This is a genomic window from Persicobacter sp. CCB-QB2 (assembly GCF_001274635.1).
GTDB classification, from domain to species: Bacteria; Bacteroidota; Bacteroidia; order Cytophagales; family Cyclobacteriaceae; genus Persicobacter; species Persicobacter diffluens.
The window spans coordinates 3,058,069-3,073,745 of the sequence record NZ_LBGV01000001.1; the positions used below are offsets into that span (position 1 = coordinate 3,058,069).

General features: G+C 43.2%; 12 protein-coding genes. 9 read left to right on the plus strand and 3 right to left on the minus strand.

The genetic code is table 11. The features are described 5' to 3' along the window. Positions 1-13 precede the first annotated feature (13 nt). Entirely contained in the window at positions 14-1,519 is a 1,506-nt protein-coding gene (locus NG22_RS13500; protein WP_053406208.1) for an oligosaccharide flippase family protein, read from the minus strand. Positions 1,520-1,593: 74 nt separating this feature from the next. After that, a complete protein-coding gene (locus NG22_RS13505; RefSeq protein ID WP_053406209.1) occupies positions 1,594-2,373 on the minus strand; it encodes an enoyl-CoA hydratase/isomerase family protein in 780 nt (259 codons plus the stop codon). A gap of 437 nt (positions 2,374-2,810) precedes the next feature. Between NG22_RS13505 and NG22_RS13510 the strand changes: the two genes are divergently transcribed. After that, positions 2,811-4,253 carry an NADP-dependent isocitrate dehydrogenase gene (locus NG22_RS13510; RefSeq protein WP_053406210.1) on the plus strand — a complete coding sequence of 481 codons (1,443 nt, stop codon included), beginning with the start codon at positions 2,811-2,813 and terminating at the stop codon, positions 4,251-4,253. 221 nt (positions 4,254-4,474) lie between these two features. Beyond that, complete coding sequence (locus NG22_RS13515) at positions 4,475-6,490, plus strand: LruC domain-containing protein (RefSeq protein WP_053406211.1); 2,016 nt, start codon at positions 4,475-4,477, stop codon at positions 6,488-6,490. A 36-nt stretch (positions 6,491-6,526) separates the two neighbouring features. On the opposite strand, the gene NG22_RS13520 is transcribed toward NG22_RS13515, so the two are convergent. After that, entirely contained in the window at positions 6,527-7,456 is a 930-nt protein-coding gene (locus NG22_RS13520; protein WP_053406212.1) for an NAD-dependent epimerase/dehydratase family protein, read from the minus strand. 150 nt (positions 7,457-7,606) lie between these two features. Here NG22_RS13520 and NG22_RS13525 point away from each other — a divergent pair, with 150 nt between their 5' ends. From NG22_RS13525 to NG22_RS13555, 7 genes are all read left to right on the plus strand, one after another. Then, entirely contained in the window at positions 7,607-7,795 is a 189-nt protein-coding gene (locus NG22_RS13525) for a hypothetical protein (protein WP_253275696.1), read from the plus strand. A 66-nt stretch (positions 7,796-7,861) separates the two neighbouring features. Further along, positions 7,862-9,052 (plus strand): glycine C-acetyltransferase, encoded by a 1,191-nt coding sequence (kbl, locus tag NG22_RS13530; protein ID WP_053406213.1) that lies wholly within the window; start codon positions 7,862-7,864, stop codon positions 9,050-9,052. Between the two features lie 246 nt (positions 9,053-9,298). Then, a complete protein-coding gene (locus tag NG22_RS13535; protein ID WP_053406214.1) occupies positions 9,299-10,690 on the plus strand; it encodes a sigma-54 dependent transcriptional regulator in 1,392 nt (463 codons plus the stop codon). Continuing rightward, positions 10,680-12,053, plus strand: a complete 1,374-nt coding sequence (locus NG22_RS13540; protein WP_053406215.1) for a PAS domain-containing sensor histidine kinase — start codon at positions 10,680-10,682, stop codon at positions 12,051-12,053. The genes NG22_RS13535 and NG22_RS13540 overlap by 11 nt, the downstream gene beginning before the upstream one ends. Before the next feature lie 256 nt (positions 12,054-12,309). Further along, complete coding sequence (locus tag NG22_RS13545; protein ID WP_053406216.1) at positions 12,310-13,197, plus strand: UDP-2,3-diacylglucosamine diphosphatase; 888 nt, start codon at positions 12,310-12,312, stop codon at positions 13,195-13,197. A 9-nt stretch (positions 13,198-13,206) separates the two neighbouring features. Then, positions 13,207-14,346: a glycosyltransferase family protein gene (locus NG22_RS13550; protein ID WP_072159094.1), complete on the plus strand. Its 1,140-nt coding sequence runs from the start codon at positions 13,207-13,209 to the stop codon at positions 14,344-14,346. 94 nt (positions 14,347-14,440) lie between these two features. Continuing rightward, the gene (locus NG22_RS13555; protein ID WP_053406218.1) at positions 14,441-15,502 is read left to right on the plus strand and encodes a hypothetical protein; all 1,062 of its coding nucleotides are present in this window, start codon (positions 14,441-14,443) and stop codon (positions 15,500-15,502) included. The last annotated feature ends 175 nt before the right edge of the window (positions 15,503-15,677 follow it).

Here is a 15,677-nt window from a genome sequence, read left to right on the forward strand (position 1 = left end):
TGATTATAAAAAACTAAGCCCTGCGATTTTTACGCAGCGTACTTCTTTCCAAAATAAACACCATCCCGGCAAAGATCAAAAAGATCAATAGCTGAATCCCTTTAAGAAAATAGAAATTGTCAAGTTTTAATTGGAAACAAAAGTGACCCAATAGGCCCGCGAGCACCAAATAAAGCATTCCCCTCACCATTTGATAAGGGATAGGATAATATTTCTGCCCCAATATATAACTTGCCACGGTCATTAATAAATAAACAATAAAAGTGACATAGGCCGAGCCCATATATCCATAGCTTGGAATGAGCATGAGGTTCAAAAGAATGGTCAATATCGCTCCTCCAACCGCTAAATAGGTCCCCACATAAGTCCGGTCCGTAAGCTTATACCACATGGATAAATTGTAATACACCCCTAACAGCAAATTAGCCATCAGCAGCACCGGAACCGCATCCAGTGCCAGCTTGTATTCCGCTTGTCTGAGGGTAAAAATGGCGATAATATCCAGATTGGCGACTATACCCACATAAGCCACTGCCCCGAAAGCAATAAAAATATGGGTCACCTTACCAATAAGCGCCGGGGAATTCTTATCGCCGGAATTATTGAAGAAAAAAGGTTCTGCCGCATACTTATAGGCCTGAATCGCCAAATTCATAAAAATGGCCAGCTTGTAACAAGCCCCAAAAATTCCTAAAATTTCCTGATTTGAAAAGCCCTCATAAAAGCCTTCCGGAAGAATTTTCTTCAGCATCAGTCGGGAGAACATTTCATTGGTTGTCCCGGCAACGCCCATAAATAAAAGAGGGTAACCATAACGTACGATGGGATTTATGACCTCCTTATTCCATTGGAATTTAAAACTGCGAAAGGCGCTGCCCAACATGATCCAATTGGCCGCAGAGGCCACTAAATTAGAGAATACAACGATCGCTGGCCCCACTGCCGGGCTGTACCAGCTATTTACCCATGCTGCCTGTTCCGGCATAAACTTCCCTTCCAAAATGGCATTAATACCCACCAACAGCACAATGTTCAAGCTCATATTGATGAGGATATTGATCATTTTGGTCATGGCGAATTTCTTGGCCTTCCCTTCAATTCTCAATTTTGCAAAAGGAATGGCACTCACCCCGTCCAAAAATAATATCGCCGCCAAAGCATAGACATAGCCCTCTTTACCCGGAAATTCCAAATAATTCATAATGGGCGTGGCCAATGCACAAAGCAATAAGGCCAGTGCCGTATCAATGACCAAAACGAGGCTGGTAATCTGATTGAAAATAGATTTGGCACTTGATTTATCCTGAGAAACAAAGCGGAAGAAGGTAGTCTCCATTCCAAAGGTGAACAATACCATGAAAAAGGCGACATAGGCGTACAGCTCAGTCACCACACCATATTCCGCTGCGGATAAATAAGTGGTATAAAGGGGAACTAAAAAGTAGTTCAGCATCCGGCCCACAATACTGCTCATGCCATAAAGCACGGTATCTCCGGCCAGTTTTTTCAATCTGCTCATTAAAAATGGGTTGATAAAAGGAAAGGATTGAGTATCACCCAATCCTTTTTATTTGTAATAATATTTTTTGTCGCTTATTCTCCCTGAAAATCCGGGTCACGCTTTTCCAAAAAAGCCGATACGCCTTCCTTAAAATCTTGTGACTTACAAAGGTTCGAGAAGTTATTGGCTTCTGACTGATAGCCGGCATCTGTTCCTTTGGACGCCGCATTCACACAGCTGATCACAGAACCAATGGCCAGTGGGGCCTTGTTAATAATCTTTCTCATGATTTCCTTGGCTTTCACCATCAGCTCATCCTGAGAATACACCACATGATTCACCAGACCTATGTTTTTTCCTTCTGCGGCGGGCACCTGATCTCCGGTCAGCATTAATTCCAATGCTTTGCCTCTGCCCACAATATTGGCCATTCTTTGAGTACCGCCAAAACCGGGAATCAAGCCCAGGTTCACCTCTGGAAGACCAAAACGGGCATTTTCTGTCGCCACGCGGATATGGCAGGCCATAGCCAGTTCACAGCCGCCCCCTAAAGCAAAGCCATTCACCGCCGCAATCACCGGCTTGTGGCAATCCTCTATCATAGCAAAAACCTCCTGACCAGTTTCAGAGTATTTTCTACCATTAAGTTCGTTCAGCGTTTTGATTTCATTGATGTCCACCCCGGCAGAAAAAGACTTCTCTCCCTTGCCGGTGATAATCATCCCACGCACATCATCATCGTCATATCCACGTTGAATCGCCTCTCTGAGATCCTCCAGCGTCTGAAGGTCCAATACATTGTACTTTTCAGGCTTATTGATTGTCAGCAGAAGGACGTTATCCTCCACTTCAAATTCGATGGATTTAAACATTACAAAATGGAAATTTTTTTACCAAAGATAAAGCTTGACCTTAAAATCGCAAAAAATGTAGCATTTATTTAAGGCCTTTGACTCCCCTCCTAAAGTATTAGCAAAAAAAGGATAAAGTCAATTTAATTCACTGTAAATGAGCAAAAATTAGCAGTGCTTGTATTTTTGCGGGCTGAAGTAACTAAAATAAATTGATGGAAAAAAGAAGATCGGTCATCCTCCACAATTCTTCCTAAAAAAGCCCTGAATAATTCAGTAATATCCGACCTCTTTTTGAGTCAAAAAATACAAATCAAATCCTCTATACCTATATAAATTATCAATACCACATATTTATAATCAAAAAAGGATGGCAGCCTGAAAAATCAATAAATTTCTTTAAATTCGTTAGGAATCATAAAATCAACATAGACCTTAAATTCTTATTCCCTATCGTTATGCCAAACAAAACAATAACCGTAGCCCACGGTGATGGTATCGGACCGGAAATCATGGAAGCCACTTTGGCGATTTTGGAGGCAGCTAAAGCCCCTATTGATATTGAAACCATTGAAATTGGGAAAAATGTGTACCTAAAAGGTGTTTCTGCAGGAATTGAGCCCTCATCCTGGGAATCCCTTCGTAAGAATAAAATTTTTCTAAAAGCCCCGATTACCACTCCTCAGGGTGGTGGCTTCAAGAGTTTGAACGTCACCACACGTAAAACCCTTGGCCTTTACGCCAATGTCAGACCCTGCCGTTCCTTCTTCCCCTATGTACAAACTCACCATCCATTAACTGACATGGTGATTATCCGGGAAAATGAAGAGGATCTATACGCCGGCATAGAACACCAGCAAACGGAGGATGTGGTGCAGTGTCTGAAGCTCATCTCCAGGTCCGGCTGCGAGAAAATCGTACGTTATGCCTATGAATATGCCCGCAAATATGGTCGCAAAAAAGTGACCTGTATGACCAAGGACAATATCATGAAGCAGGCAGATGGCCTTTTCCACCGCGTATTCGATGAAGTAGGGAAGGAATATCCGGAAATTGAGCAGGAGCACATGATCATCGATATCGGCTCGGCCATGATTGCCGATCGTCCACATATCTTCGATGTTATCGTAACGCTGAATCTTTATGGGGACATCATTTCAGATATTGCAGCACAAATCACCGGATCGGTAGGATTGGGCGGATCTTCCAATGTGGGGGAAAATTACGCCATGTTTGAGGCCATCCACGGCTCTGCTCCGGATATTGCCGGAAAAAATATTGCCAACCCCTCCGGTCTGATCAATGCTGCTGTGATGATGATGGTACACATTGGCGAGCCGGAAATTGCCGAAAAAATCCAAAATGCCTGGTTAAAAACCATTGAGGATGGAATTCATACGGCTGATATTTACGACAAAACGGATTCTAAAGAATTGGTAGGCACCAAAGAATTTGCTTTGGCAGTGATTGAGCGATTGGGTAAAAAACCTTCGGAGCTCAAATCAGTAACCTACGATGAACAAAAAGAGGAGCCAAAACCCATGACGAAATACACTCCTCAAAAGAAAGAATTAGTGGGAGTGGATGTATTCATCGACTGGAAAAGCGAAGACATGAACCCGAATACCATTGGTGACGCTCTAAATGCCATTGAGGCTGATGGGCTTAAACTTAGAATGATTTCTAACCGCGGTATTAAGGTATATCCGGATGGTAATCCGGAAACTTTCTGCGTAGACCACTGGCGTTGTCGGTTTGTCGCCACTGATGAAACGGTAAGTCATAGTCAGGTAGCTCAATTACTGACCATATTGGCCGATAAAGGCCACGACTTTATCAAAACAGAACATTTGTATATGTTCAATGGAGAAAGAGCTTATTCCCTCGGACAAGGGGAATAAAAGTTATAATATTTCTTATTGCGAAAGCACTGCCTCCCCGGTAGTGCTTTTGTTTTATACAAGTACCTAAAAAGATGATTTTCAACACTTTACCTTACACTTTTCACAAAAAAACTTTTTATTACATCATGACCAAAGCTTAATCGACATTACCCGCAACATGCGTTTAATTTTTTTTCAGAAGAGCCGTAACTCTAAGAGTACCAAAATTAACCTCAATAATGATAAAATATTTTGCTATTCTGAGTGTAATACTCCTGGCATGGTCCTGCACCCCGGATCGAGACAATCCGGTAGATAATCAAGATGTTGATGCGCTTCAAAATCTAAATATTCCCGAGGATTTTAATTTTCAAACAGAAAGTGCTTCCACTATCAGCCTATCCACTGATTTAACCGAAACAAAATTTGTACTATTAAATGAGCAATTTGACGTGATCTTTAATGGTGAAACCGATAACCAGGGAATCGCCACTGTTGATTTGAATATTCCTGCGGCCTCCGAAGAAGTTTATGTTCATTTTACGAAATTCGGCGTGCCACAAGATTCTTTCCCTATTTATCGAAGTGAGGGCTTTCAGTTTGAAATCACTACCGATCGTTCTGCTCCCAGCAACCGGATTTCCGCTGTAAGTGTTAACGGAGATCCCACACCAGGCTATCAGTATTTAGGAAGCTGGAATACCAATGGGTTGCCCGACTATCTTGTAAGTCCTGGAGATAATATCTCGTCCGCTCTTATTGATCAAGTGCAGGCGAGCCTACCGGAAAAATTCCCGGTCCCTACTTACAACCCGGATTATCTGAACGCTACCACCAAAGAAATACACATTACCGGTGGATCTACTGACGTTTGGGTCACCTTTGTTCATGAAGGGGCGGGCTACAGAAACTCTCTGGGTTATTACACTTACCCAACAAATGATCCTCCAAGCTCCATTTCTGATATTGAAAACAGCCGAACCATCATTTTCCCAAATGCTTCTTTGAAGGGCAGTGGGGGTCAAATGATGTCCGGTGATAAAGTAAAAATCGGAACTTTTGATGCCGGAACTACCATTGGCTTTTTTATTTTATCAGATGCCTTCCGCAATCAACAGCCTTCCAGCCCAAAATGGAGCTTCTATTCTCATCCGGATTTAAACCCAGAAAATAGCGCGGACAACCGCCAGCATATGGTCATGCTTTACAATCCGGATGAAGAGCTTTATCTATTTGGATTTGAAGACATCCAAAGAGAAGAAAGAGGTTGTGATCAGGATTTCAATGATCTGGTATTTTATGCGACGGCAAACCCAACATCCAATATTACAAGAGGTGATGTACCGGAAACCACGGATCCTACCGATGGAGATGGGGATGGGGTAGATGACGTTTTTGATCGCGACCCCAATGACCCGAAAAGAACCTATTATGATTATTACCCTGGCTCCAACGCTTTCGCATCCTTAACTTATGAAGACCTCTGGCCAAGTAAAGGTGATTATGATTTTAATGACCTGGTAATTGATTATCAGTACCAAATCGTGAAAAACGGCAATTACCAGGTGACTTTTATCGAAGGAACCTTCGTTATCCGGGCCATTGGTGCGGGCTTTAAAAACGGATTTGCCATTAACTTCCCTGAGCTGAGCCCTAATCAGGTCAGCTCTGTGAATGTAGTACCGGATGAAAATGGCATCCAGCCATTTGCGGAGGGCTATTTAAATATAGCGGCCAATGGCACCGAAGCAGGGCAGTCCACTGCAGTGGTTCCCATTTTTGACAATGCTTATAACATCATGCAGGCCTTTGGCGGCGCTTATGTGAATGTTTTGGCGGCCAACCCTTACCAAACCCCGGACACACTCCGGTTTTCGATGGAACTGACAAGTCCTATCCTTCCGGCTGAAATTGGGAATGCACCTTTTGACCCTATTCTGATTGCCAATATGAGACGAGGGTATGAAATTCATTTGGCAGGAAAAGCGCCCACAGATTTAGCCGATACCGGCCTTTTCCAAAATGCTGATGATGACTCCAGCATCAATGATGGAAAGCTGTATAAATCACAACACAATTTGCCCTGGGCAATGAACCTGCCCAATTCTTTTGATTACTGCGCAGAGGGCAAACGTATTGATGAGACTTATCTGAAATTTGTGGAATGGGTAGAATCTGGCGGAAGCACCTATCCGGATTGGTATTCAGATAAAAGTGGATATCGCAACACCAGTAATATTTACCAAGTGCCATAAAACAAAAGCCCGGCGAAAATCGTCGGGCTTCTTTTTTTAGATATGCTCTAAAATATCTTTGGTCATGGCATCCAAATCAAATTTCGGAGCCCAATTCCAATGCGCTCTGGCGAACTGGTCGTCAATAGAATCCGGCCATGACTCTGCAATAGCCTGACGATGATCCGGTTTGTACACCATTTTAAAGTCCGGAATAATCTTCTGAATAGACTCCCCAATCTCTTCTGGCGCGAAGCTCATTCCCGCCAAATTATAAGAAGTGCGGATTTTCACCTGCTCCGCCGGACTTTCCATCAACTGAATGGTACCACGGATGGCATCCTCCATATACATCATCGGCAATACCGTGCCTTTATCCAAAAAGCAATTGAACTCTTCGCCCTGCTTGGCTTTGAAATAAATATCAACGGCATAGTCTGTGGTTCCTCCACCCGGCATGGCCTTATAGCCTACCAGCCCCGGATAACGTACCGAACGTACATCCACACCAAATTTTTGGAAATAATACTGACACAATTTTTCACCTGCCAGCTTATTTACCCCATACATGGTCGTCGGGTTCATCACCGTTTCCTGAGGAGTCATCACCTTAGGGGTATCAGGTCCAAAAACCGCGATAGAACTCGGCCAATAAATTTTATTTAAATTCTTTTCTCTGGCAAGTTCCAGCACATTTACCAAGCCATTCATGTTCACATTCCATGCAATACCTGGCTTGGACTCCCCAATGGAGGACAAAATAGCGGCAAGATTATAAATTTGGGTGATCTTGTGCTTTTCCACAATTTGCCCCAAACGTTCCCGATCCAAAACGTCCAATTGCTCAAACGGACCGCGTTCGGCCTGCGCTTTGGCCACGGTTAAATCGGAGGCAATGACATTTTGCTCTCCATATAATTTTCGCAATTCATCCGTAAGCTCAGAACCCAATTGTCCGAAAGCGCCAATGACTAAAACTCTCTCCATTCCAATAATACAGAAAAACGGTAATTTTTTTGAATAATTATTAACAATAACTATCCAATAATGAATAAATTTAAATTCAATCCTGAAGCAAAGCTTTTACCTTTGGATTTAGGTGCTAATTTATGATTTTTGAACCACTAATTCGGGTAAATGAAGATGGAATTTAGCGAATATTTAAAAACAAAAAATATTAATCCGGCCGCTTTTGAGCAGAACGAACCGGAAAAGTATAAGCTTTGGAATCAGGAGTTTAGCGAGATGCATCCCAAAAGTTTCACCATGCAAAAACTCTTTGAGATTAATAAAATTCGTAGAAAATTCACCCTTACCAAATATTAATTCAGGTTACACCATTTTACCCTAATTATTAACGGAAAAATTTTCCCCTACTATATAATTTACAACATGTACGAAACGCTTAAACCCGCACTTGAAAAAGAGCTGGAGGCCATCAAGGAAGCTGGTCTTTACAAAACGGAAAGAATCATTACTACTCCTCAGGGAGCGGAGATTAAAACCACAGAAGGTAAGGAAGTTATCAATTTCTGTGCGAACAATTATTTGGGACTTTCCTCTCACCCAAGAGTGATTGAGGCGGCAAAAAGAACAATTGACACCCATGGCTTTGGAATGTCTTCCGTTCGTTTCATTTGCGGAACGCAGGATATTCACCGCGAATTAGAGCAAAAAGTAGCCAAATGGTTGGGGACAGAAGATACCATTTTGTATGCTGCTGCTTTTGATGCCAATGGTGGCGTTTTCGAACCTCTTTTGGGCCCCAACAGTGCCATTATCTCTGACACCCTTAACCATGCTTCCATCATTGATGGGGTGCGTTTATGTAAGGCGGCCCGTTACCGCTATAAGCATAACGATATGGCGGATTTGGAAGAGCAATTGAAAGCTGCTCAGGATGCTGAGCATAGAATTATCGTAACTGACTCGGTATTCTCCATGGATGGCACCATTGCCCAGTTGGACAAAATCTGTGATTTGGCTGATCAATACAAAGCATTGGTGATGGTAGACGAATGCCACTCTTCCGGATTTATGGGTAAAACCGGAAAAGGTACGCACGAGCATTGCGATGTTATGGGAAGAATTGACATCATTACCGGTACTTTTGGTAAAGCCCTGGGGGGAGCTTCCGGTGGTTTCACTTCCGGCAGAAAAGAAATTATTGACATGCTTCGCCAGCGTTCCCGCCCTTATTTATTCTCCAACACTTTGGCTCCAGCGATCGTGGGCGCTTCTATTGAGGTGATCGACATTCTGGAAGAAAGCACTGAGCTGAGAGATAAAGTTTGGGAAAACACCGCTTATTTCCGCGAGCAAATGACCGCGGCGGGTTTTGACATTAAGCCGGGTAGTCACCCAATTGTTCCGGTAATGCTATACGATGCTCCTTTGGCGCAGAAATTTGCGACCAGGCTTTTAGAAGAAGGCATTTATGTGATCGGATTTTTCTATCCGGTAGTACCAAAAGGGGAGGCAAGAATCAGAACACAGATCTCTGCGGTTCACGAAAAACATCATTTGGACAAAGCTATTGCGGCTTTCACCAAAATCGGAAAAGAACTGGGAGTAATTCAATAGTACCCTTTCAGAAACGATCCCCGAAAGACCGGTTTACGCCGGTCTTTTTTTTGTGTCTTAGGGATTTTGCCCTGCTTCCGAATTCTGATGATTATTCCTTATATTGTTCATAAACGGACAGTTGTGGTCACGAGCGGACACTACCATTCTCAAAAGCGGACAGTCCGATATGCTCAGTATGCTTGTAATCAAAGATTTAGGATTATGGCATCATTTTAGGATAATTTTTCACCAAACCTTACTACTATGATGGAAAAAGAGCTCGGCAAAATTTTAATTATTGATGATGATGAGGATGTACTATTTGCAGCCAAGATGCTGTTGAAAAAATATGCAAAGGAAGTCATCATTGAGAAAAACCCTAAAAAAATACCTTTCCTGCTCAATCATGACACCTACGATGTCATCATGCTGGACATGAATTTTAGCCGGGACACTACCTCGGGGAAAGAAGGTTTCTATTGGCTGGAACACATCATGGAAAGAGATGCCAATGCGGTGGTGATCCTCATTACCGCCTTTGGTGATGTGGAAATGGCCGTTCAGGCCTTGAAGCAGGGCGCTACCGACTTCGTACTGAAGCCCTGGCAAAATGAAAAGCTGTTGGCCACCCTAACGTCTGCCAGTAAGCTTCGCAAATCTTATGAACAGGTAGATACGCTTCGCCAGACCAATCGCCAACTTTCAGCGGATCAGCAGGATAATTTTGGGCAAATGATAGGGGACAGCCCTTCCATGCGGAATGTATTCGCCATTATTGATAAAGTCGCCACCACCGATGCCAATGTCTTAATTCTGGGGGAAAATGGAACCGGTAAAGAATTGGTCGCCAGAGAAATTCACAATCGCTCGATGCGCAAAAACAATATTTTTGTAAATGTGGACATGGGCGCTATCACCGAAACGCTTTTTGAAAGTGAACTCTTTGGACATAAAAAGGGCGCTTATACCGATGCCAAGGAAGACCGCGTGGGGCGCTTTGAAATGGCCAATAAAGGCTCTCTGTTTTTGGATGAAATCGGTAACCTGAGCATGCCATTACAATCCAAATTACTGACTGCCCTCCAAAGAAGAGAAATCACCAGAATTGGAACTAATAAGTCCATACCGGTAGATATTCGGCTGATCACTGCGACCAATATGCCTTTGCACGAAATGGTGCATCAAAATACTTTCCGACAGGATCTACTCTACCGAATCAATACGGTGGAAATTCACCTGCCCCCCCTTCGGGAAAGACAGGAAGACATCCCGACCCTTGCCAGACACTTCATCAATAGTTATTGTAAAAAATATCAAAAGCCACCGATTAGCCTTGATGACTCCGGCCTGCAAAGGATGAAATCCTACGGCTGGCCCGGAAATATCCGGGAATTGCAACATGCCATTGAACGCGCCATTATCATGTGCGATGGGGAGAAACTGAGTGAAAAAGATTTCTTTTTCCTTCAGCAAACCATGCACCAGGTGCAAAACGAACCCTCCCAGCCGGCTAATAACTTTAATTTGGATGAAGTCGAGAAAAACGTCATTCAAAAAGCCATTGACAAACATAATGGAAACATCTCGCAGGCTGCCAAAGAATTGGGACTGACGAGGGCTTCCCTCTATCGCAGACTACAGAAATATGGAATATAATTCCCTGAAAAAAGAAATATTACTCCGGCTCATCGCCCTGACCGTCTCTGTCTTTGCTTTGGCATTTTTAATCCTGAGCGACGATAGGTCGGCTTTTTCGATCATCGTGGTGTTACTGCTGGTGGCCGGACAAGTGTTTCTGCTCATGAAGATGATGGACACCATTCATAACGCATTGAGCAAATTTTTTCAATTAAAGGAAAACGGGAACACCCCATTCCGCTTTCCCCAGTACAACGACCAGAGTTATCTCAGTGGTTTGTACCGGGAACTCAATGGCATGCTCAATGAATTCCGATTAGAGCCTGAAGAGGGAAGAGAAAAATACAATTACCTTAAAAACATTGTGCAGCATGCCGGGGTAGGTCTGATCACTTTTGATTCCCGGGGAAAGGTAGAAATCTTCAATACCGAAGCCAAAAACCTATTGGGCATCGAAAGCCTGGATCACATTTCTGCCCTGACAGAAGTACACCCTGAGCTGCGGCAACAAATAAAAAACCTGAAGACCGGCGGCAGAGGATTGATCAAAATTCAAAACGGAGATGAAGAAGTGAATCTGTCCCTATTCGCAGTGGAGCTCCATTTGAATAAGGAAAACTTCAAGCTGATTTCCTTCCAGAACATTCAGTCCGAGCTGGATCAGAATGAGATGGAAGCCTGGCAAAAACTGGTACGCGTGCTGACGCACGAGATCATGAACTCTATTACACCGATTACTTCCCTGGCTTCCACCATTGAAGGAGATATCATCCATAACCTCGATCGCTGCGAGGAGGAAAAAGAATTCTGCGATTTCCCCAAGGCTGATTTGGAAGACCTTCAAATGGCCGTTCGAACGATTCAGAAAAGGGGAGAAGGGCTGATTCACTTTGTGACGGACTTCCGCAGCCTGACCAAAATTCCAAAACCAGAACGTCGGGTGGTAGCGGCCAGATCACTTTTTGATGAAGTGGTGCGCCTGATGGCATATGAAACCCAACCGAAAAACATTGATGTAAAAATAGACGTGATCCCGGATGACCTGGCCATTTTTGTGGATCCACAACAACTACAGCAGGTATTAATCAACCTGATGCAGAATGCCTGTCAGGCCATAAAGAAAAAAGAAGGTGGTCTAATTGAGTTAATCGCACTGAGAGGCGGAAAAGCGGATCAGACCCTTTTAATCATTCGGGACAATGGAACGGGTATTGAAGCGGATGCCCTGGCAAAAATCTTCATCCCATTCTTTACCACTAAGAAAAATGGATCGGGTATTGGCTTGGCATTATCTCGTCAAATCATCCGTCAGCATCATGGAAATATTACCGCCAAGTCTACCGAAGGAGTGGGTAGTGAATTTACCATTCGGATCAATTAATCCCTAAACTAAAACCGGCAGGTTCCCCAGATAAAATAGGCCGATTAATTTATTTGACGTACTTCCTCAACAGGGTGACTATCCGCCAAAACGCTGCGAGCAATTTGCAGGCTGAAACCGGATAATCAGAATAATACAGAGGTAAAATTCCAATAATCTACAAAGCCCCTCAGGGGCTTTTTTTCATCCTTTCTTAAAAATGAATTGACAACCAGTTGATGATTAATGATGACCTTGCGCTAAACCGTTTCCGTTTATGGCCAAGCACTACAAGACCATCGTTATCTCTGATGTTCACCTGGGAACCCGAGGCTCAAAAGCCAAAGAACTGGTGAAGTTTTTAAAGAAAAACAGCTGTGATAATCTTTTCCTGAATGGGGATATCATCGATGGCTGGCAATTAAAGAAATCAGGGGTTTGGAAGAAAAAGCATACCCGATTTTTTATGCGCATCATGAAAATGATGGAAAAGCATCAAACCAAAGTATTTTACCTTAGAGGAAATCATGATGACTTTTTGGACCAGGTGCTTCCACTAAAAATCGGCAACTTTGAGATTGCCAAAGACTATTTTTACCACAGTCATGGAAAGCGGTATTACATCATTCATGGAGATATTTTCGATTCCATTACCACTCAATGGACCTGGCTGGCCAAGCTGGGCGATATTGGCTATACGTTTTTGCTTTGGCTAAATCACCATTACAATCGCAGAAGAAGAAAAAAAGGGCTACCCTATTATTCGCTTTCTCAGGTAATCAAAGCCAGGGTAAAATCGGCCGTTTCTTTTATTGATGATTTTGAGCAGCATCTGGTCTCCATTGCCCGCCACCATAACTGCAACGGCATTATCTGCGGACATATTCACCAGCCTGCCAACAAAATGATTGAGGATATTCACTACCTCAACTCCGGAGACTGGGTGGAATCCCTAACGGCGCTGGCAGAAGATGAAAATGGAAAATGGCAGCTGATAACCTACTGCGAAGAATTAATGGAGGAAGAGGAAGTGGAGAAGAAAGGAAATAAGGAATGGGAAAATCTCCTGCAAAATTCAGAAGAAGAGGAAAACACCACCATGAGCAGGGAAGAACTTCCGCTTTCTGTCCATGAAATGATTAAATTAACCGATAAATTCGAATAAAAATAAAGCATGCGATTCATATTTATTGTTCAAATCGAGGGGAGAGGGCATATGACTCAGGCCATGGCGCTGCAAACCCACCTGCAAAAAGCAGGTCATGAAGTATCGCATGTCTTCCTGGGTAAGGGGAAAAGACGAGAAATGCCGGAATATTTCGCAGAACACTTTTCCTGCCCGGTAGAACAGGTGGCAAGCCCCAACTTTATCACTGATAAACACAATAAGAAAGTAAGAATCGTCCGTTCGGTATTATATAATTTCAAATACCTGAATATCTTCAAAAAAAGTCTTAATCGTATTCATGAGGTGGTGCAGGAACAAAAACCCGATATCATCGTCAGTTTCTATGATTTTTTGGGTGGATTTTACAATCTACGCTTTCGCCCTAAGGCCAAATTTGTCTGCATAGGCCATCAGTACCTGGCTCAGCACCCGGAATTTCCACATATTCCTCAACGCAGGTCCGAAAAACTTCTTTTCGAAACCAATAACTTCCTGATGGCCATGGGGGCCGATCTTAAAATAGCACTTTCCTTCGCGCCCTATACCTCACTTCCGGAAAAGAAAACCGTAGTCGTCCCACCCTTGCTAAGAGATGATTTACCCGAACCCTCTCTTCATCAGGAGGAATTTTTGCTTTGCTATATGGTCAATGACGGCTATGGAGACGATATCAGGAAATGGCATGAGCGCAACCGGGAAGTGAAGCTCGTTGCTTTTTGGGACCGAAAAACTGCCGGGGAAGTGTACCAACCTCATCCCAACCTAATCTTTCATCAGCTCAATGGTCCCAAATTCATAGACCACATGCTGCGTTGCAGAGGCTTGGTAAGCACTGCCGGTTTTGAATCCATTTGTGAGGCCATGTATTTAGGAAAACCCACCTTTATGGTGCCTGTAAAAAGGCAATATGAACAAGCCTGCAATGCGCTGGATGCCGCAAAAGCAGGTGCGGGAATTTGGGCTGAACACTTTGACATCAGTACCTTTCTGGCCTATTTGGAAGGACAAAAAACGAAAAGAGTAAATCCGCAGAAAGAATGGTTCGATGACGGAGAGAGAAAGATCATAGCGGCATTGGAACAGCTGAATTCCAGTGAAAGGACAAGCTCACCTGGCCAAAAAATTACAGAATCACTGCAAGTCTGATGACCTCCCGAAATATCCTATGGATTTTGCTCACAATTTCCTCCTGAATGTCGTTGTGATCTTTATATTTGTGACCGACAGACAATCCACAACAATGGCCATAATCAGTAAGAAAAAAATCATTTATCCGATTTACGATAAATTACAACTCTATTGTGCCGAGCACGGTCGACAAGCAGACTTACCCATCACCTATGAAGACCTCTGCCGATACAATAGTTCCATCCCACTTTTTGATAACAACGACAATGACACCCTTTGGGAGACTGTATTTTTCTCTCCCATTGAAATGGAACAGGTGCACGCTAGTCTGAAATATATTTACTCTTTATTGAGAGCTGGCGGGGATGTATCGGTGATCAAACACCTTTATATTGATCGCATTGACGTTTGTACTTACGGCAATACCCGTCCCTTCCGAATTCGGGTGGTGAACCGTATTAACGACCTTTTCGACTATTTTTATATCAAAAGAGCCGATGCTTCCCGGGTTTATGGCCTGGAGCTGGAACATCTCCTTTCTCCTAATAACATCACCTTCTTTGTGAATGACCAGACGCTGGTAGAAGAACATATTCAGGGGATTCCCGGCGACCAGTTTATGGCCGGACATATGCATTCACAGGAGGTCAATGAGATCAGACTGGCCAAGGAATTTGTTAAATTCAACGAACGATGCTTCGTGCGCCTTTTGGGAGATATGCACGCCAATAACTTTGTGGTGGAGATTATTCCGGATTTTGATGAGGTTCATTATCGAATCCGTCCTATTGACTTTGACCAGCAAAACTACGAAGGCCGTCGGGTAATTTATCTTCCACAGTTTTTTAAGCAGAACAACCCCATCATTCAGATTGGCATCAAGTATATGAAGCCGGAGCTGGAATTACAGTACCAAAAAGAGGAGCGTTCCCGATTAAGAAACCGAATTCGTGCTGCGCATTATAAGATTGATCAGCTGATCGAGGTGATGAAAGGCGATAATATCTCCAAACCCACCAATGTACACCAGTTGAAAACCGAACTTTCGGAAATGTATCGTTCTTCCTCTTTCCTGAAATGCCAGAATATGGGAGAAGTGCTACATGAAAGTCTGAGCATGCTCTTTAAACAAAAAATTCGCCCAAGGAATAACAGTATTCCAATTATTGAATAAGCTCCGGTTTAAAGGCTGGCATCCTCTTTCACTAATTGGATTATTGCGGAGGCAATACCTGATTTTGGCAGGGAACAGCATCACTATCGTGTTTAAAAACCAAAATTCGCAGCGAAAATTTGATTATTACAGCAACGATACCCGATTATTTTGAGAGCATAGCCTCGCTATTGTT